At 45.6% G+C, this 19,940-nt stretch carries 18 protein-coding genes and 1 tRNA gene; 12 read left to right on the top strand and 7 right to left on the bottom strand.

The window, feature by feature from the left end; translation table 11 throughout:
• Positions 1-269: 269 nt before the first annotated feature.
• The 4 genes from NFI80_RS05495 to NFI80_RS05480 all read left to right on the top strand — a co-directional run bounded on the left by NFI80_RS05495 (position 270) and on the right by NFI80_RS05480 (position 7,646).
• A complete protein-coding gene (locus NFI80_RS05495; protein WP_235164618.1) occupies positions 270-5,324 on the top strand; it encodes a T9SS type A sorting domain-containing protein in 5,055 nt (1,684 codons plus the stop codon).
• A 159-nt stretch (positions 5,325-5,483) separates the two neighbouring features.
• Positions 5,484-5,837 carry a YciI family protein gene (locus NFI80_RS05490; protein WP_235160862.1) on the top strand — a complete coding sequence of 118 codons (354 nt, stop codon included), beginning with the start codon at positions 5,484-5,486 and terminating at the stop codon, positions 5,835-5,837.
• A 4-nt stretch (positions 5,838-5,841) separates the two neighbouring features.
• On the top strand, positions 5,842-7,068 hold the full coding sequence (locus tag NFI80_RS05485; RefSeq protein ID WP_235164619.1) for an RNA polymerase sigma factor: 1,227 nt from the start codon (positions 5,842-5,844) through the stop codon (positions 7,066-7,068).
• 191 nt (positions 7,069-7,259) lie between these two features.
• Entirely contained in the window at positions 7,260-7,646 is a 387-nt protein-coding gene (locus NFI80_RS05480) for a DoxX family protein (RefSeq protein ID WP_235164620.1), read from the top strand.
• A gap of 41 nt (positions 7,647-7,687) precedes the next feature.
• Here NFI80_RS05480 and NFI80_RS05475 read toward each other — a convergent pair whose 3' ends face one another.
• A complete protein-coding gene (locus tag NFI80_RS05475; protein WP_235164621.1) occupies positions 7,688-8,182 on the bottom strand; it encodes an anthrone oxygenase family protein in 495 nt (164 codons plus the stop codon).
• Positions 8,183-8,364: 182 nt separating this feature from the next.
• On the opposite strand from NFI80_RS05475, the gene NFI80_RS05470 reads away from it, so the two are divergent.
• A tRNA-Leu gene (locus tag NFI80_RS05470) sits at positions 8,365-8,446 on the top strand.
• Between the two features lie 104 nt (positions 8,447-8,550).
• Positions 8,551-9,033: a hypothetical protein gene (locus NFI80_RS05465; protein WP_235160853.1), complete on the top strand. Its 483-nt coding sequence runs from the start codon at positions 8,551-8,553 to the stop codon at positions 9,031-9,033.
• Positions 9,034-9,058: 25 nt separating this feature from the next.
• Here the strand turns inward: NFI80_RS05465 and NFI80_RS05460 are convergent, their stop codons facing one another.
• Entirely contained in the window at positions 9,059-9,673 is a 615-nt protein-coding gene (locus NFI80_RS05460; protein ID WP_235164622.1) for a deoxynucleoside kinase, read from the bottom strand.
• A 199-nt stretch (positions 9,674-9,872) separates the two neighbouring features.
• Between NFI80_RS05460 and trhO the strand changes: the two genes are divergently transcribed.
• Positions 9,873-10,862, top strand: coding sequence for an oxygen-dependent tRNA uridine(34) hydroxylase TrhO (gene trhO / locus NFI80_RS05455; protein ID WP_235164623.1), 990 nt, complete (start codon positions 9,873-9,875; stop codon positions 10,860-10,862).
• A 1-nt stretch (position 10,863) separates the two neighbouring features.
• Here trhO and NFI80_RS05450 read toward each other — a convergent pair whose 3' ends face one another.
• Complete coding sequence (locus NFI80_RS05450) at positions 10,864-11,361, bottom strand: GNAT family N-acetyltransferase (protein ID WP_235164624.1); 498 nt, start codon at positions 11,359-11,361, stop codon at positions 10,864-10,866.
• Positions 11,362-11,484: 123 nt separating this feature from the next.
• Between NFI80_RS05450 and surE the strand changes: the two genes are divergently transcribed.
• Together surE and NFI80_RS05440 are read left to right on the top strand one after the other, a co-directional pair.
• A complete protein-coding gene (gene surE, locus NFI80_RS05445; protein ID WP_233798134.1) occupies positions 11,485-12,252 on the top strand; it encodes a 5'/3'-nucleotidase SurE in 768 nt (255 codons plus the stop codon).
• 15 nt (positions 12,253-12,267) lie between these two features.
• Positions 12,268-13,845 (top strand): GH3 family acyl-acid amido synthetase, encoded by a 1,578-nt coding sequence (locus NFI80_RS05440; protein WP_235164625.1) that lies wholly within the window; start codon positions 12,268-12,270, stop codon positions 13,843-13,845.
• Here the strand turns inward: NFI80_RS05440 and NFI80_RS05435 are convergent.
• Complete coding sequence (locus tag NFI80_RS05435; protein ID WP_235164626.1) at positions 13,842-14,456, bottom strand: LysE family translocator; 615 nt, start codon at positions 14,454-14,456, stop codon at positions 13,842-13,844. The two genes, NFI80_RS05440 and NFI80_RS05435, sit on opposite strands and share 4 nt — an antisense overlap.
• A gap of 1 nt (position 14,457) precedes the next feature.
• Positions 14,458-15,012 carry an NUDIX domain-containing protein gene (locus tag NFI80_RS05430; RefSeq protein ID WP_235164627.1) on the bottom strand — a complete coding sequence of 185 codons (555 nt, stop codon included), beginning with the start codon at positions 15,010-15,012 and terminating at the stop codon, positions 14,458-14,460.
• 38 nt (positions 15,013-15,050) lie between these two features.
• Between NFI80_RS05430 and NFI80_RS05425 the strand changes: the two genes are divergently transcribed.
• Together NFI80_RS05425 and NFI80_RS05420 are read left to right on the top strand one after the other, a co-directional pair.
• The gene (locus tag NFI80_RS05425) at positions 15,051-16,061 is read left to right on the top strand and encodes a cation diffusion facilitator family transporter (protein ID WP_235164628.1); all 1,011 of its coding nucleotides are present in this window, start codon (positions 15,051-15,053) and stop codon (positions 16,059-16,061) included.
• A 27-nt stretch (positions 16,062-16,088) separates the two neighbouring features.
• A complete protein-coding gene (locus NFI80_RS05420) occupies positions 16,089-17,012 on the top strand; it encodes a sugar phosphate isomerase/epimerase family protein (protein WP_026632951.1) in 924 nt (307 codons plus the stop codon).
• 200 nt (positions 17,013-17,212) lie between these two features.
• Here NFI80_RS05420 and folE read toward each other — a convergent pair whose 3' ends face one another.
• The gene (folE, locus tag NFI80_RS05415) at positions 17,213-17,902 is read right to left on the bottom strand and encodes a GTP cyclohydrolase I FolE (protein ID WP_026632950.1); all 690 of its coding nucleotides are present in this window, start codon (positions 17,900-17,902) and stop codon (positions 17,213-17,215) included.
• Positions 17,862-18,278, bottom strand: coding sequence for a 6-pyruvoyl trahydropterin synthase family protein (locus NFI80_RS05410; RefSeq protein ID WP_233798129.1), 417 nt, complete (start codon positions 18,276-18,278; stop codon positions 17,862-17,864). The genes folE and NFI80_RS05410 overlap by 41 nt, the downstream gene beginning before the upstream one ends.
• 359 nt (positions 18,279-18,637) lie before the next feature.
• Between NFI80_RS05410 and NFI80_RS05405 the strand changes: the two genes are divergently transcribed.
• Positions 18,638-19,933, top strand: a complete 1,296-nt coding sequence (locus NFI80_RS05405; protein ID WP_374759677.1) for a Gfo/Idh/MocA family protein — start codon at positions 18,638-18,640, stop codon at positions 19,931-19,933.
• The last annotated feature ends 7 nt before the right edge of the window (positions 19,934-19,940 follow it).

Here is a 19,940-nt window from a genome sequence, read left to right as displayed (position 1 = left end):
TAGTTTTCCCTCTTGCTACTAACAAAATAATTACTACATTTCGACAGATTATACTTCTACAAACGTATTCTATTCGTCATATTAATTATTTCCAAAAGTCATTAACTACTCTTTTTCAACTAGTTGCACCCTCCAACCACAAGATTTTCAATATTGGGTTCGCCCCTTCAACTGAAAACGCCAAAACTCCATTTCCCGGAGTCCTCTCTTGTGCTTTTTTTAACTAACCCATTCATTTAATTCTTCAAACATTTACTTTTTAAACATTGATGAAACTTTTACAGAAGTTAATTTTCGCGAGTGGGTTGCTCGGCCTCATGGCGGCGACCTCGGATGATGCGTTACGGAAAAATCAATTGGCTGTAGCATCACAGGTTTATTGCGGTATCAAACCCGGGACAAATGAGCCTTTAAAGTGGACGCACGACGAATTCCTGGGTAATGTGGGTGGAAAGCCGGTTTACACGATTATCCATCAAAACAGGATTTACATCAGATGGGACGGTAACCCGGACCAAAGCCGTAAGAATGAGGCTTTTGAAAATACGGCCATTCTGCTGCACATGGACAACAACAAGTTCCCTAATAACACGGAGGGAAACCGGGTTGTTAACGCTTGTATCAACTCCATTGACCCTAGTACGATGGGTAACAACTATCTGGGCACGCAGCAGGGAAATATGATTCCTTGTAACAATAAGCCTATCACAGATGGCTTAATGCTGGGAACGTATAAGGGTGGTGATGGTGTAAGAACATTTCAATATGCGATCATCAAGGATGGTTTGCTGCGTGTGAACTTTCACCGTGAAACAAACGGATACAGCAGGGATGCAATTTCAATGGGCTTGATCCGTCAGACGCTCGAAGGTGAGAACGGAAGTTTTATGAACCCTAATATGGGATTTTCATTGAACTATAACGAGGTCCTCAGCTGCTTCTGGAACGAACTTCCTAAAAACCCTGACTCGGTAGTAAACCCTGAGCCTAACTGTCCCGGCGGTCCTACTTTGGGAACGATCACCAACATTTCGCAAACTGCTTTACGCTTTTCGTACTCAGGCAACGGCATTCCAAATATCGACTGGAGAATAAAATCTGGTAATAATGTTCTGAGATCTGGTAAAACAGGAAATCTGTCTTCTACAAATGTTGATATTTCATTCGGCTCAATGGCAGCCGGAAATTATACTTTGGAAATTGAAGGTGGTGATTGCGCATCATCAGTTAGCTCGCAGGCATTTACGATAAACCAGGCTAATTGCCCAAGCGGACCATCGATCTCAAATGTCAGAAACGTCTCTCCTACCGGCATTACAGTTGATTTCAATGGTTCAGGCGTTCCTAACCTGACATGGCGCGTGAAACAAAGCGGTAATGTTGTTAGAAACGGAAAAACAGGTAATCTAAGCTCAAATTCAGCATCGATCTCTTTTAACAGTCTGGGTGCAGGCACTTACTCGATTGAAATCGAGGGTGGTGATTGCCTTTCTTCTGTTAGTACTTCTAATTTCACTGTCGTTCCCGGAAGCTGCCCTGGCGGTCCTTCATTGGGCACGATCAGCAACATTTCGGCATCTGGTCTTCGTTTCCAATTTGACGGTAACGGCGTTCCTAACATTACCTGGAGAATCAAATCCGGTGCGGATGTAGTTCGTAATGGTAAGACTCCTGGTTTGACTTCTTCCTTGGTTGACATTTCTTTCGCAACACTTGGCGGCGGAACTTATACTTTGGAAATTGAAGGTGGTGACTGTATCTCGACTGTTAGCTCGAAAACATTCTCTATCGGCTCGACAAATTGCGCAAGCGGCCCATCGATCTCTGGCATTACAAATGTCTCAGCTACCGGCTTAACATTCAACTTCAACGGCGTAGGCGTTTCAACCGTAACATGGCGCGTGAAACAAAATGGCAACACGGTGGCAAGCGGAAAAACGGGCACTTTGAGCTCCAATTCAGCAGCTATCACATTCGGAAGCCTTGGAGCTGGTGGTTACACACTGGAGATTGAAGGCGGCAACTGTACTTCTGCTGTTAGTTCATCTAACTTCACGGTGTCAACACCAAACTGCGCAAGCGGCCCGGCAATTTCAGGTCTCAGGAACGTTTCGGCATCTGGCCTGACTGTTGATTTTAATGCCGTGGGCGTTTCAAATATCACATGGCGTGTTAAGCAAAGCGGTAATGTGATCAGAAACGGAAAGACGGGTAATTTGGGATCAAACTCTGCTGCTTTGTCGTTTGCTACATTAGGTGCAGGCACTTATTCTCTTGAAATTGAAGGTGGTGACTGCGTATCTTCGGTAAGCTCTTCAAACTTTACGATTAACCCAGGCACTTGCCCTGGCGGTCCTACATTGGGCACGATCAGCAACATTTCGGCATCTGGTCTGCGCTTCCAATTTGATGGTAACGGCGTTCCTAACATTACCTGGAGAATCAAATCCGGTGCGGATGTGGTTCGCAATGGCAAAACGCCTGGCTTGACTTCTTCACTGGTTGACATTTCATTTGCAACGCTTGCAGGCGGAAATTATACTCTGGAAATTGAAGGCGGTGACTGTATCTCAACAGTAAGTTCTAGAACGTTCTCAGTAGGCTCGACAAACTGCGCAAGCGGACCATCGATCTCTGGCATCACTGGTGTTTCTGCTACTGGTTTGACATTCAATTTCAACGGTGTGGGCGTTTCTACGGTAACATGGCGCGTGAAGCTAAACGGCAACACAGTGGCTAACGGAAAAACGGGAACTTTGAGCTCCAATTCAGCAGCTATCACATTCGCAAGCCTTGCAGCGGGTAACTACTCTCTGGAAATCGAAGGTGGTAACTGTACTTCTGCGGTAAGTGCTTCAAACTTTACGATTGCTATACCAAACTGCGCGAGCGGCCCGGCAATTTCAGGTCTCAGGAATGTTTCGGCATCTGGCCTGACTGTTGATTTTAATGCCGTGGGCGTTTCAAATATCACATGGCGCGTGAAGCAAAGCGGAAACATTATCAGAAATGGTAAAACAGGTAATTTAACCTCAAATTCTGCTGCATTATCATTTGCCACATTGGGTGCAGGCACTTACTCTCTTGAAATTGAAGGTGGTAACTGCATATCTTCGGTAAGCTCTTCGAACTTTACTATCAATGCAGGAACTTGCCCTGGCGGTCCTACATTGGGCACGATCAGCAACATTTCGGCATCTGGTCTGCGTTTCCAATTTGACGGCAACGGCGTTCCTAACATTACATGGAGAATCAAATCCGGTGCAGATGTAGTTCGTAATGGTAAGACTCCTGGCCTGACTTCCTCACTCGTTGACATCTCATTCGCGACACTAGGCGGCGGAACTTATACTTTGGAAATTGAAGGTGGTGACTGCGTATCGACTGTCAGCTCTAAAACATTCTCCATCGGCTCGACCAACTGCGCAAGCGGACCATCGATCTCCGGCATCACGAACGTTTCTGCTACTAGTTTGACATTCAATTTCAACGGCGTGGGCGTTTCTACAGTAACATGGCGCGTGAAGCTTAGCGGCAATGTAGTAGCAAGCGGAAAAACGGGCACTTTGAGCTCCAATTCAGCAGCTATCACGTTTGCCAGCCTTGCAGCGGGTAACTATTCTCTGGAAATTGAAGGCGGCAACTGTACTTCTACGGTTAGCACTTCAAACTTCACGGTTGCAACACCTAACTGCGCTAGCGGGCCTTCAATTTCGGGTCTTAGAAATGTTTCGGCATCTGGCTTGACTGTTGATTTCAATGGTGTAGGTGTTCCAAATATCACATGGCGCGTGAAGCAAAGCGGTAATGTGATCAGAAATGGTAAAACAGGTAATTTAACCTCAAACTCTGCGGCGTTAACATTTGCTACACTAGGCGCAGGCACTTATTCGCTCGAAATCCAAGGTGGTGACTGCGTATCTACGGTGAGCACTTCAAACTTTACTATCAATGCAGGAACTTGCCCAGGCGGTCCTACATTGGGCACGATCAGCAACATTTCGGCATCCGGCCTGCGTTTCCAATTTGACGGTAACGGCGTTCCTAACATTACCTGGAGAATCAAATCCGGTGCAGATGTAGTTCGCAATGGTAAGACTCCTGGTTTGACTTCCTCGCTGGTTGACATCTCTTTTGCAGCACTGGGCGGCGGAACTTATACTTTGGAAATTGAAGGTGGTGACTGTATTTCGACTGTTAGCTCGAAAACATTCTCTATCGGCTCGACAAATTGCGCAAGCGGCCCGACGATCTCAGGCATTGCTAATGTCTCAGCTACCGGTTTGACGGTTAACTTTAATGGTGTAGGCGTTTCATCTGTTACATGGCGGATCAAGCAAGGCGGAGCGATAGTAGCAAACGGAACAACTGGAAATCTTTCCAGCAACTCTGCTGCGATCACCTTTGCAGCGCTTAATGCAGGCTCTTACTCACTTGAAATTCAAGGTGGCAATTGCGTATCAACGGTTAGTTCAAGCACATTCAATGTAACCACGGTTGATAACCGCCTACCATGCGAGTACGGACCGATTTTGAAATCTGTCTACAACCAAACTGAGACTGGCCTTATATTTAACTTCCATGGTAACAATGTTTCCAGCATCGACTGGAAGATCATGCAAGGAAATACGGTAATGCGTTCTGCACGGGTTAATCTGACCAGTGACCGTCCGCAGATCAGCTTCGCTGCGCTTGAAAGAGGTGACTACACGCTTCAAATTGAAGGCGGTTCCTGCAAATCAACTGTTCAGACGATGGCATTCAAAATCGATGCAGTGCTTCCGATCTACATTGCCAGGTTTGCTGCTGCACCAGCGGAAGAAGGCGTTGAGCTTTCATGGAATGTGACTGACGAGCAAAATGGTAAAGGTTTTGAAGTGATCCGTTACGACAACCAAGTGAAGGTTCCGAATGTGATCGGCGAGTTGCCTTTGTCTGACAAGCGTGTTGGAGAATACAAATTCGTTGATAAATCACCGGTTTACGGCAATAACTATTACCAGCTGAAAATGGTCGACCGGGATGGTAAATTCCTATCCAGTCGCATTGTTACAGTTCGTTATGAAGCTATTACGGGAGCATTTGTATCGCCTAACCCGGTTAGAGACGTTGTTAATGTTGAGTTTATTTCAAAATCTGCCGGAAAAGGAAGAGTTGAAACTTACAACATCAGCGGTATCAAACTGAATTCGGCTGAGCAGGATGTGGTTGAAGGAAAAAATACTTTGCCGCTGAATGTAACAGGCTTGAATGAAGGTCATTACTTCCTGAAAGTCTACTATGGCAATCAGGAAATGAACATGCGGTTCTTCAAGGTTCGCTAGTAATTTAATATTTTGAGAAAAAGGGATGTGGCTCGCTGCCACATCCCTTTTTTGTTTGGTAAATAATTAAAAAAATACTTGCAGCAATGTCCTGTTCGTCCATACTCATTTGTAATGGGGATGTAAATTATTTATCATTAACCATAAATTGAGAACAACATGGAAGAGTACATTGTAATTATGCGGTTGGATTTGTTGACCAAGGAAGCGCAGCCCTCGCCCGAACAAATGGAAGGCTACATGAAGCAATATCATGACTGGGTTGGCGGCATTGCAGCCCAGAACAAATTCAGCGGCGGAAAGGGCTTAGCTGTCGAAGGGAAGGTGCTTAAACCAAACAATGTAATGACGGACGGGCCGTTTGTCGAAATAAAAGAATCGGTTGCGGGCTTCATCATCATTAAAGCAGCCAGCCTCGACGAGGCCGTTGAAATGGCACAAGCCTGCCCGATCCTGCATGGTGAAGGCAATAGTGTTGAAGTCCGGAAAATCATTTCTGTGCACGAAAGCTAAAACAATGCCCGACCACGGACCCGTCATCCCACATTTGTTCAGGACCGAATACCGGAAAATCGTATCCGTGCTTTGCCGGCATTTCGGGTTTCGGGAGATTGAGGTGGCCGAAGACATTGCGAGTGAAACGTTCCAGGCAGCCATGCAAGCCTGGGGCATAGAAGGCCTCCCGCCTAATCCGGCGGGATGGCTTTATAACACCGCTAAGAACAAAGCCAAAAACCACCTCCATCGGGAGTCCATTTTCCGGGACAAGATCGCGCCGGAACTGCAAAAGACCGCGCAACAATCGGACAGCGCCGACATAGACCTTTCATTTCAAAACATTACAGACAGCCAGCTGCAAATGATGTTTGCGGTTTGTCATCCTTCCATCTCCCACGAATCGCAGATCTGCCTCTCGCTCCGCATTCTTTGCGGGTTTGGAATCGACGAAATAGCGAGCGCTTTCATGACAAATAAAGAAGTCATCAGCAAACGCATTTTCAGGGCAAAGGAAAAGTTGCGCGAAGCTAAAGTGGCTATCGAAATGCCGCCTTTACCGGAAATTGAAGCCAGGCTGGAACCGGTTTTGAAAACCGTTTACCTGTTATTTAATGAAGGTTACTATTCAGTTAATCAAAACAATACATTAAGAAAGGACTTGTGTCTTGAAGCAATCCGCCTGTGCACCATGCTGATCGAGCATCCCGAAACCAACAAACCGAAAGTAAATGCACTGCTGGCGCTGATGTGTTTTCATGCTTCGCGCTTCGATGCGAGAATGAATGACAACGGTTCCCTGATTCTTTATGACGATCAGGATTCAAACCTTTGGAACACAGACCTGATCAGTAAGGGTGCTTATTTCCTTAAAATGGCCGGAAAAGGAAATGATTTGTCCAAATATCACCTGGAAGCCGGCATCGCTGCATGGCATACGCAACAGGCAGACAGCCGTGAAAAGTGGGACGGGATTTTGCATCTATACAATCAGTTATTACAGCGCGAGTACTCCCCTGTCACGGCGCTCAACCGCACCTACGCTGTTGCAAAAGTCAGGGGAAAAGCGGCCGCAATCGCAGAAGCAGAAAAATTGCAGATGCCTGAAAACCACTTCTATTTTGCCCTGCTGGGAACGCTTTATACGGGTCTGGATGATCACAAAGCAATGATGCACTGGCAAACCGCATTGTCCCTTGCAAAAACAGAAAGCGACAAAGAAGCAATCCGCAAAAAGCTGGTTGATTAAGCGAAGAGTCCTTGATTGCCCAGTGGAATTGCGCAATCGAATTGCCTCAATGGAATTGCAGCAATCGAATTGCGCAATCGAATTGTCGCATTGTACCCTCTAATTCGTCGTATTTACACTGCGTCCGTCGGCTGGATGTGCGGTAGATTTGTATCAACAAAAACAAACTCAATCATCAAACATTTACTGTCATGAAAACGACCCGCATTATTTTTTGGATTTCAACAACATTGATCTTTTTGTTTGAAGGCGTCATGCCCGCGCTCACTTCCCATACTGAAATGGCCCGCGAAGGAATCCGGCATCTGGGTTACCCGGATTATTTTGGCCCGATGATCACAGCCTTCAAAATTGCCGGCACAATAGCATTAATGCTGCCGCAAGTTCCGCCGCGCCTAAAAGAATGGGCTTACGCCGGCTTCGTCTTCGACTTCCTCTGTGCAAGCATTAGCATCACCGTCGTAGACGGATTCGGCTTCAACTCCATATTCCCGCTGATCGTACTAGCCGTTCTCATGGTGTCATATTACACTTATCACAAACTTCAAGCCCAGCAACACGGCACGCATGCCTTTTGATGCGCTGCATTTGTCTATAAACTAGAAAGGAACATTCCTTTCTAGTTTGCCTTATAAAAAGAAATCAATGTAAATACAAAGGCTGCAAATGCGCAGAAAGTGCGGACGGTATGACGATTATTCCATGGCTGTTCGAACAATATGCGGTGTCTGGCAATCTCGCCACTAGTTGCTGTACTAATATCAAAGTTAGCCAGTGCGTCGTTCAGTGGCACATTTCCGAAAATAGTAATTCCTAAAACGCCTACGATGTAAATGCCAGTTGCGGTTAACAGCATTTTGACTTGAAAAGCATGTTGCAAGGAGTAGCTAAGCCAGCTCGCCAGGATAAGCACCAGAACTGAACCCATGAACGAAGCGAAAAATGCAGGATTCAGGATCGCTTTGTTAATCTGCTGCATTGCACGCAAATATTCCGCATCAGGCAATTTATCCAAGCCTAAATTGACCGAGCAGGAATAGGAATAGAATAAACCAGCAGATAACCCCGTCAATAACGCAGAAATAACCAGGCTAGGGAAGTAAATGAAGTTCATGTGTTAATGAAATAGCAAGATGTGGTCATCATTTTTTAAAGATGGGCAAAGTTAGCATCCTCATTCTCATTACAATAGAACAACCTCCACATTGATCGACGAATGTCTCCATAAAAAACACTCAAAAAACATTCCCGGAGCCTTGCGGCATATTATTTAAATAGTACTTTTGCAAAATCCTCGGCCAGGTGGTGAAATTGGTAGACACGCTACTTTGAGGGGGTAGTGCCTTCGGGTATGGGAGTTCGACTCTCCTCCTGGTCACAACCTGCGCTGCATTCCGGCGCAGGTTTTTTTATGCCATTCCTTTTTAAAAAATTAGCATATATTTACTATCAATTGGACGACCCCTGATTTTTCTTAATAGTTTGAAGGACTACTACCACATGAAGGTGATTGCGCTGCTTGGCGTTATTGGGCTGGTTTTTGCTTCCCAGTCTGTCTGCTACGCTCAGTGCCTGACCAAAGTGAGCCGATCCACGAACAAAACGGAATATTATCAAGTTGTTCAGCTGGTGGATAAAAAGGAATATCTGAGCTTGTCGCGCACTGGAGAAGAGAAGATTTTTACCTATCACAATGAAGAAGTAGAGCTCATTTTTCACGTGCAAATGTTCACGGAAATAAGGTTTACAACCAAGAGTGGCACTTTTTCACTTTTTACAACCACTTCCGACCGTAATTTCTGGAACAAGTCATTTATGCTTTCCTCGCCGGTTACGCCGCAAGAACTGGAGAAAATGAAAGGCACATCCAAGATTGAAATCATCCTTCCCGAGGAGCGCAAGATTTATACATTCAGCCCCAAAAGCAATCAGATCCTCAACAAGGCATTAGCGTGCGTGCTTTAATCAGCATTAATTAATGACATGATTTTCAGATGTAGAACAACTCTTTGTTTAACCTGGAAACGATGTAGTTGAAATCGTCCGGATTCGAAGCAAAGTCCATTTGGTTCACATCAATTTCGATGATTTTGCCATGATCGTAATTTTTGACAAAATCATCATAATAATGGTTAAGTGCTGTCAGGTAATCGGTTGAAATGTCGGCTTCGAAGTCCCTGCCCCGCTTTTTGATCTGCGAAACCAGCTTGGGAATGTCTGCTTTGAGGTAAATCAACAGATCCGGTTGCGAAACAGTCCGGATAATGGATTCAAAAAGCAAAAGATAAGTCTGGTAATCCCGCTCGGTCATCACGCCGGACTCATGCAGATTTCTTGCAAAAATAAATGCATCCTCGTAAATGGTCCTGTCCTGGATAATGGTCGAGTAAGTGGTTTCCCGTATTTTCTGGACCTGTGCGAAGCGGTTATTGAGGAAAAAAATTTGCAGGTTAAATGCCCAGCGATCCATATCCTGGTAAAAATCAGCGAGATAGGGATTGCCTTCTACGGCTTCGTACATCACGTCCCATTTGAAATATTCGCCCAGCATCTGGGTTAATGTCGTCTTGCCTGCGCCGATGTTGCCGATGATTGCAATGTGCATAATGTGAACGGAATAATGCCTGGGAATGCGTTGGTTTCGGTAAAAATATAGAAATCATTTCAATAGTTTGCTTCGTGCAAAAGTCCAATTCGCGCATTTTCGTTAAAGTGCGTTTCTTCGTATATTTGCAGCTGATTTGGGGGAAAGCGCTGCGTGGACATAACCCTTTCCTCTTTGGAATACATCAACTAATGCAACAATGAAGCCTTTCAAGGTAATTTTATATTATTTCTATGCGCCCATCGAAGACACGGAAACCTATCGCGATGAGCATCATTTGTTCTGCGTGCAGCACAATCTTCTGGGCAGGATCATCATTGCGCCGGAAGGTTTGAACGGAACCGTTTCAGGCACACCGGAAGACTGTGAGGCATATATGAATTACGTGCGTTCCGACAGCCGGTTTAAGGATGTGCAGTTTAAGGTGGAAGAGCATGATAGAGTGGCTTTTCAAAAATTGCATGTTCGCGTGAAAGACGAAATTGTCAATTCCGATCTGGGTGTTGATCCGCTGGTCCGCACGGGTAAGCATTTGGAGCCGTCTGAATTTAAGGAAATCCTTAATGATCCGAATGTGGTGCTTGTGGATATGCGCTCGGATTATGAGCATGAATTGGGCAAATTCAAGGGTGCGATCACCTTTGATATGCATAACCTCCGCGAGCTGCCCGATCACATTCACGAGATCGAACATTTGAAAGATAAGAAGATCGTAACCTATTGCACGGGCGGCATTAAATGCGAGAAAGCAAGTGCTTACCTGCTCGAACAGGGTTTTCAGGACGTATATCAGTTACATGGCGGCATTATCCGTTACGGGCTGGAAGAAGGCGGGGAAAATTTTGATGGTAAATGCTATGTTTTTGACAACCGCATTGCCGTTGAGGTTAACAAAGTCAACCCAACTGTTATCTCCCGCTGCTACATCTGCGACGAACCTTGCGACCGCATGATCAACTGCGCCAATGCAGAATGTAACACGCACGTGCCGGTTTGTCACAAATGCGGTGAAGAAATGGAGGGTGCATGCTCACCTGAATGTAAGGCGCACCCAGACAAACGCACGTATGACGGAACGGGATATTATGTGAGCAACAGCAACCATTACCACCCGCTGCAAGGCCTTAAAAGTCAGAAGAAGAACATAAAAAAAATGAAACTGGCCCACAGAACTGAACCGGCTCAATAAGTCAGTTCAGTTCTTTTTCCAAAACATAATCGTTCATCCAGTAAGGACCAATGGGAATATCCTCCTGGCCTGTCACCGCAAAGCCCATTTTTTCATAAAATCCCTTTGCCTTATTGTACCGGTTGACATTTAAACCTAATTTTTTCCCACCAGCCGACTTTACATAATTTTCAACCGCAGCCAGGAGATATTTTCCGGCACCCGTTCCCTGCGTGGAAGGAAGTACATATATTTTATGTAACTTAAACTTTTCCCGTCCTTCTTCGGAAGCGGATGCAAAACCTTCCGGCTTGCCGTCGTTTAACAAGATCAGGAAGGAATGCTGCTCAACGGTAAACTGACGCTCGAGAGACTCGGGGGAATATATTTTTTCGAACATAAAGTCAATCTGTTCTCTCGTAAGTATTTCACTATAAGTTGCTTCCCAGGTCTGTTCCTGGATTGCGATAATGGTCGGGATGTCGGCTGTGGTTGCAGGCTTTATTGAGAATGATGGCATAATGCTTAATTTTGGCTCATAGCAGTTACAAATAAATCTTTTTTCAACCTAAAAACCGCATTACTTCATTCGCCAGTCAGGACTTTTCAACCCCTTAATGTGACCGGCGATAAGTAGAATTATATGAGACCCCTTATTTTAGTTACAAATGACGACGGCATAACGTCCAAAGGAATCCGGACATTGGTGGAGGTGATGCAAACCATTGGAGAAGTGATCGTTGTTGCGCCAAACAGCCCGCAATCCGGGATGGGCCATGCTATCACGATTGGCGAACCGCTAAGACTTTATTCCACCCATATTTTTGAAGGCGTTGTTGAATATGAATGTTCCGGAACACCTGCCGACTGCGTAAAACTGGCTAAAAATTACGTTCTGCAGGATCGCAAACCCGACCTGGTCGTTAGTGGGATCAACCACGGAAGCAACAGTTCGATCAGCGTGCTTTATTCCGGGACCATGTCCGCAGCCATCGAAGCTGCAATAGAAGGCATTCCGGCGATTGGATTTTCATTAACGGATTACCGGGAGGATGCGGATTTTGATCATGCTATTCCATTTATCAAATCCATTACTGAGGAGGCGCTCAAAAACGGCATACCGAACGGCATTGCACTGAACGTTAACATTCCTGAGAAAACAGACCTGCCTTTAAAAGGTGTAAAAGTTTGCAGACAGGCGCACGCAAAATGGCAGGAAAAATTTGATTATCGCGTAGACCCGAACGGAAGAGGTTACCTGTGGATGGCAGGAGAATTCGTGAATTTTGACACCGAAAAGGAGGATACCGATGTCTGGGCGCTGGATAACAACTACATTTCTGTTGTGCCGTGCCAATATGATCTGACAGCGTATGAGGCAGTAAAACAGCTTTCGACCTGGGATTTATAATTTTAAAATTCAGCTATGGCATTAGTAGGGAGTTTATTAAAAAAAGGAATTCATATCAGCAACATTGTTGCTAACCGCAGAAAAGCAAGTCTTCACATTCAGCAAAAAAAGACGCTGGCGAAATTGCTGGCCAAGGCGCGCTACACAGAGTTTGGAGAAAAATACAATTTTGACGAGCTGCTTTCATCTATATTGTTCAGTGAAAAAGGCGCTTATTACGACTTATACAAGAAAACAGTTCCGGTTTACGATTACAACAAGATCTTCAACGAATGGTGGCACCGTTCGCTTGAAGGAGAAAAAGACATTTGCTGGCCTGGGCAGATCAAATATTATGCATTAAGTTCAGGAACTTCCGAGGCCGCTACGAAGCACATTCCGGTCACAAAGGCCATGTCGCGCGCGATCCAGAAGACCAGCATCCGCCAGATCCTTTCGCTCGGACATTACAAGGATCTTCCCAATGATCTGTATGAAAAAGGCTTCCTGATGCTCGGCGGCAGTACAAATCTGAATAATCAGGACAAACATTTTGAAGGCGATTTGAGCGGCATCACGGCCAAGCAGATTCCCTATTGGTTCAGACCTTACTATAAACCCGGGGAAAAAATCGCGGCGCAAAAAGATTGGGGTTTGAAATTGGAAGAAATTACAAAGCAGGCGCACGAATGGGACATTGGGTTCATTGTAGGCGTTCCCGCGTGGATCCAGCTTTTGATGGAAAAGATCATTGCGCATTATAATGTCAAGACCATTCACGATATATGGCCCAATTTGCAGGTTTTCGCGCATGGTGGTGTCTCGTTTGAGCCTTACAGAAAGGGTTTCGAAAAGCTGCTGGCAAGGCCATTGATCTACATTAACACGTATCTTGCCTCCGAAGGATTTATCGCCTACCAAACCCGCCCGGGCGCACAAGGCATGGAGCTGGTTTGTGACAATGGGATTTTCTTCGAGTTTATTCCTTTCAACGAAAAAAACTTTGACTCAGAAGGCACCTTAATGTCTGATCCTGAGACATTAATGATCGATCAGGTTGAAGAAGGCAAAGAATATGCATTGCTGCTCTCGACATGCGCAGGATCATGGCGTTACCTGATCGGTGACACAGTGAAATTTGTGGACAAAGCGAAAGGTGAAATTGTTATTACAGGACGCACGAAGCATTATCTAAGTCTTTGCGGGGAACACCTTTCGGTCGACAATATGAACAAGGCCGTCGATCTGGTTTCGGATGAGATGGGGTTAACGGTTAAAGAATTCACAGTTTGCGGCATTGAATACGGTTCTATGTTTGCGCACCATTGGTATATCGGCGTAGAAGAAACGGATGTGAATGCAGAAGAGCTCAAAACCAGACTGGACGCCAAATTAGCAGATCTTAATGATGACTATGCCGTGGAAAGGCGTCATGCATTGAAGGAAGTGTTTGTTACTGTGCTGCCGAACAAAGCTTTTTACGACTGGATGAATTCCAAAGGCAAAATGGGCGGCCAGCATAAGTTTCCGCGTGTTTTCAAGAATTTCCTGATGGACGATTGGAAGGGATTTTTGCAAAAGAACGGCTACATAACGGAACCTCCCTCGCATTAACTCAGGAAATTGACATAAGCAATCTGGCAGGCGATCAGGATAAAAACGACGCCTGTCACTTTGTTAAATATCGTGACCACTTTTGGCGTAAAAACGCGTTTCAACTTGTGTGCAAAGATCGCAATGCCACATTCCACGAGGAATACAGCAACTACACTCGCCGCAAAAAAAACAAGCACCTGGTGATAATTATAATGCAGATTGGTGCGGATATAGGAAGCAATGGTGACCCAGCTGATGAAATTCACCGGATTCAGCCCGTTCAAGAAAAAACCAGTCGTAAAATAGTAAAGCAAATTGCCGAACCGGGTTGTCGGATAGGCAATTTTTGGCTGACCTTTAATCAAATTTGTCAGCCCGAGCGTGATCAGGAAAAATACGCCCGCGCCAGCCATCCACTTCTTGAAATCGGGAATATCGGGCAGTAACGCAGTTCCGTAAATAGCGAAGAAAACAAAAATAATGTCGCAAACGAAAACGCCCAGTGCGATCTTCACGCCGGTTTTATAACCATTATCAACACTGTTTTGGACCAATGAGAAAAACACGGTCCCAAACGTGAGGCATAATCCTATTCCAGTAAGCGTTCCATAGAAAAGCGATTCGAGCATATCAGATTCCCCTCAGTCTGGCGGTCATTAAAATGGCGCATACAGACAGCGAATCAGTAATTTCGGAACGCATGCACATATCGATCGCTTCCTGCAAAGACACTTTCCGCACTTGCAGATCTTCGGTGTCCTCAGGTTCTGCTTCCTGTTGCGTCAGTTCTTCGGCGATGAACAGGAAACCTTCTTCATTGGTGGCGGAATTGGAAGTATGAATGCGGGCAAGCTTGGTCCATTTTTCAGCCAGCAAACCGGTTTCTTCTTTCAGCTCCCGCTTGGCCGCGTCCAGCGGATCTGCATTTAAAGCGCCGCCGCCTTCCGGAATTTCCCAGGAATATTCATCGATTGCATAGCGATATTGGCCTACCAGATAAATGTTGCCCTCGGCATCCAGTGGAATAACGCCAATGGCTTGATTCTTAAATTTTACCAGCCCATAAATGCCCTTATTTCCCGACGGGTTGATCACATCGCGATGGCTCAGTTCGAGCCACGCATTTTCGTAGACAGTTTCGGTTGAAAGTGTTTTCCAATTATTTTCTGTGGTTATAACCCGCATTTTCTTAGTATTTTTGGCCTCTGAATTTCAAATCGCAAATGCAAATAAACCAAAATAAGCTTAAACAACGTCTCATACTGCTGTCTTTTATAGCCAGCATCATCCTGACGGGTTTGAAATTCTTCGCTTATTATCTTACCTCCTCCAACGCCATCCTGAGCGACGCGCTGGAATCGATCATTAATGTTATAGCAAGCGGATTTGCGTTTTACAGCATTTATCTTTCGGCGCAGCCGAAAGACAGGAACCATCCATACGGGCACGGCAAAATAGAGTTTTTCTCCGCCGGTTTTGAAGGTGCATTGATCATGATCGCTTCGCTTTTTATCATCATCGAAGCGGTGAACAGGATCCTGGATCCCGCTCCTATTCAAAACCTGCTTCAGGGTTCCGGGTTTATACTTTTTACCATCATTGTCAACACTGCTATCGGTTATAAGCTGTTAACCGAAGGCAGGAAAATGAATTCGCTGGCACTTACCGCCGATGGACGCCATTTGATGACGGACAGCATCAGCAGTCTGGTCCTGATCGTGAGCGTCGGACTCATTATGCTCACGGGCTACGTCTGGATTGATAGCGCTGCTTCCCTCCTGTTTGGTTTATTTCTTGCTTATAACGGCTTCCTGCTTGTTAGTAAATCCGTAGCCGGGCTTATGGACGCTGTGGATGACGCGTTGCTGGAAAAAGTAGTGCAGACATTAAAGGATAACAAAAAAACAGAATGGATCGACGTGCACAACCTGCGCGTGCAGCAATACGGCTCTGACCTGCACATTGATTGCCATTTGACATTACCATATTATTGGGAACTGCAGAAAGTGCATGAAACAATTCATAATTTTGAAAACATACTGAAAGACAGCCATACGGGTGAAACCGAGATTTTCGTTCATGCAGACCCGTGCTTATATCAATGCTGTTACTTTTGCCGCGTCGAAAACTGTCCCGTTCGCGCGCATGCATTTATCAAGGACATTGACTGGGACGCAGCGAGTCTGGTGAAAAATGAGAAGCTGTATAATGAAGCAAGAATTCACATTCCATAATAAATATAAATCTAAATTCTAACCAAAATGTACGTTTCTCGTCGCGATTTCCTTAAAAAAGCCGGTGCTACGGCCTTCGCAGCAACCGCTTTTTCCGACTTACTAATGGCAGATCCTGCCAAAAAACTATGGTTTGATATTTCACTCGCAGAATGGTCTTTGCACAAAGCACTTTTCAAAAAAGAACTGACTAACCTCGATTTCCCGGCATTGGCGAAGAAAGAGTTTGGCATTTCCATCGTGGAATATGTAAACCAGTTCTTCAAAGACAAAGCGGAAGACAAAACATATCTGAATGATTTGATCCAAAGACAAAAAGACAACGGCGTAACAGCTCACCTCATCATGATCGACGGCGAAGGCGGCCTGGGAGAATTGGACGCTGCGGTTCGTAACAAGGCCGTTGAAAACCATTATCGCTGGGTGGAAGCCGCGAAATATCTAGGTTGCAAAACCATCCGCGTTAATGCATTCGGAAAAGGAAGCTTTGAAGAAATAGCAAAATCCGCCGTAGACGGGCTTGGTAAGCTAGGTGAGTTCGCTGCGAAAACAGGCATTAACGTAATCGTCGAAAACCACGGAGGGTCATCATCCAACGGACAATGGTTGTCAGGCGTAATGAAGCAGGTTAACCTAAAAAATGTAGGAACATTGCCGGACTTCGGTAACTTCTGCATCACCAGAAAAGACGGCGGCTGCGCAGAATCATACGACAGATATCAGGGAACGAAAGAGTTGATGCCCTACGCAAAAGGCGTAAGCGCAAAAACATATGACTTCGACGAAAAAGGAAACTGCATTGAAACGGATTACACAAAAATCCTGAAAATCGTTAAAGACGCAGGCTTCAAAGGAATCGCTGGGATCGAATATGAAGGAAGCAAGCTTTCTGAGTATGATGGGATTAAAGCGACTAAGGCGTTGCTTGAGAGAGTTGGACCAACGGTTTAGTAGGAGGTTTTGAGTCGACTGACTTTGTCATCGTGAATGGACCAACCCTGTCACCCTGAGCGGAGCCGAAGGGACGTGTAGGATGCTTGCTGGCATGCTGCATGTCCCTTCGGCTCCGCTCAGGGTGACAGTTGGCTTAGGTTGACCATATTGATCAGGTCACCGGGTGAACTTCAAGCCCCTCCCAGAACCTATGCAGATCACATCCCCAAATAACTCAAAAACTCCTTCTTAGTACTCTCCTCCTGAAACTTCCCGCCATAAAACGCGGTGACAGTGGAGCTTCCTGAATCTCTTATTCCCCGGGATTGAACGCACATGTGCTGCGCATCGATTACAACTGCCACATCTTCCGTTTCCAACGCTAATTTCAGCTCAGTAGCAATCTGCACGGTGAGGCGTTCCTGAACTTGCGGACGTTTTGCAAAGTATTCTACAATGCGGTTCAGTTTGGAAAGTCCGATCACTTTACCGCTTGAAATGTACGCAACGTGCGCTTTTCCGTAAATGGGGACGAAATGGTGTTCGCAGTTGGAGAACACCGATATATCTTTTTCGACCAGCATCTGGTCATACTTATATTTGTTTTCGAACAAAGTGACCGCCGGCTTATTCTTCGGATCAAGGCCGCTGAAAACCTCTGTGATAAACATTTTAGCAACCCGTTTCGGTGTGCCTTTCAGGCTGTCATCGGTCAGGTCCAGGCCCATGATTTCCATAATGTGACGGAAATGCTTTTCAATCAGCTCCATCTTCATGTCGTCCTCCATTGCAAAGGCATCTTTACGCAAAGGTGTGTCGATCGAAGAAAATACATGATCGTTTCCAACTTCCTCAACCTCAACCATTTCAGTCGACGGGATATTCGACAAAGTTCCGTTCTGTTTCATATAATCTAACTTTCAGGTCAAGGCCTGAGTCAATTTTTGATCTTAATATGGTATAAATAACGATCGCGATATTTTCCGCGGAAGGGTTGAGTGATTTGAATTCTTCGACGTCAAGATTAAGGTTTTTATGGTCAAAACGATCAAGCACAAATTCCTTTAAAACAGAACTGAGTACTTTCATATCCAGCACATAACCGGTTTCAGGATCAACTTCCCCCGTCACCTGAACGATCAGCTCATAATTGTGCCCGTGAAAATTGGGATTATTGCATTTACCAAACACGCTCTCATTCTTTTCAGCCGACCATTCCGGATTATGAAGACGATGAGCCGCATTGAAATGTTCCTTCCGGAACACCGCCACCTTTTGAGCCATATGATGATTTACATAAAATAAAATTCGCTTTAAATGTCGTTACAAAGTATGTGTCCAACACACTTAAAGCCTTCGAGCCTGGACGTAATGCTCTTTCTGAGGTCACTTGTGTTGGGTTAACGCTTTGCAATTCCAATTTGTTCATTTTTTAAAATAATCATCACCACTTGCAGGAATTTCCATTTCATCTGAATTAATAAAAAAAATTAAAAAATACGGTTATTGAATGTAAATTGCGATCTTGGAAACCATTGTGCCGATGGCAGGCCAACCCCATCCTGAACCTTTAAATGGACAACGTCATGAATAGACGCGACTTTATTCAACAAGCCTCAATGGCCGGACCCGCCATCGGGATAATGCCGTCATTGTATTCCAACGAAGCGAAAGCGGCTGACAAAGTGCGGCTGGGGTTTATCGGTGTAGGTCTTCGCGGCCGCAGTCACCTTGAACAGGCACTTTTTCGTCAGGATGTGGAAGTGAATGCAATCTGCGACATTGATCCGGCTGCCATCAACGCTTCCCTGGCACAAATCAAGAAATCGGGAAGAAAAGCGCCGGCGGTTTATGGTAAAGGTGACGAGGACTTTCTGAATATGGTTAAGCGCGATGACCTGGATGGGATCCTGATCGCAACGCCGTGGCAATGGCACGTTCCTATGACGCTGTCTGCCATGAAAGCTGGAAAATATGCAGCGGTTGAAGTTTCTGCTACGGTCACTTTACAGGAGTCGTGGAACCTGGTGGACACATTTGAAAAAACCGGCTCGCACTGCATGATCCTCGAAAACGTGTGTTACCGCCGGGATGTCATGGCGATATTGAACATGGTCCGCAAGGGAATGTTTGGCGAAATGACCTATGCGCATTGCGGTTACCAGCACGATCTGCGGTCTGTTAAGCTGAATGATGGCAAAAGCAATGGCGGTGTAGGCGTTGAATTTGGTGAAAAAGGATTTTCAGAAGCCAAATGGCGCACCCAACATTCCGTTGACCGCAACGGCGACATTTATCCAACGCACGGCCTGGGCCCGGTGGCGCACTGGATGGACATTAACCGCGGCAACAAATTCTCTTACCTGACTTCCACGGCCACCAAATCGAGAGGTTTACACAAATATATCGTTGATCATGGCGGTAAAGATCATCCTAATGCCAAAGTCAATTTCAAGCTCGGCGACATTGTTACGACCGTAATCCAATGCCACAACGGCGAAAACATCGTGCTCGTTCATGACACCAACTCGCCACGCCCCTACTCGCTCGCTTTCCGTGCGCAGGGGACCAACGGCATCTGGATGAACGACGGACACAGCATATATATAGAAGGTGTTTCGCCAAAGGAACACACCGCCGAACCTGACAAGGCCTATCTCGACAAGAACGACCATCCGTTATGGGCAAAATATGCGAAAGATGCAGAAAGCGCAGGCCACGGCGGCATCGATTATTTCGTATTAAGAGGCTTTATTGAATCTATTAAAAGAAAAACCGCACCGCCCATTGACGTGTACGATGCGGCCACATGGAGCGCCATCAGCCCATTATCAGAAATGTCCATTGCAAAAGGAAGCGCGCCCATTGAAATTCCGGATTTCACCCGGGGCAAATGGAAAACCAACAAGCGCATTTTCGGACTGAATGACGAGTATTAACAGCTAT

The organism is Dyadobacter chenhuakuii (genome assembly GCF_023821985.2).
GTDB lineage: Bacteria > Bacteroidota > Bacteroidia > Cytophagales > Spirosomataceae > Dyadobacter > Dyadobacter chenhuakuii.
This window is presented reverse-complemented; position numbering and strand designations above follow the sequence as displayed.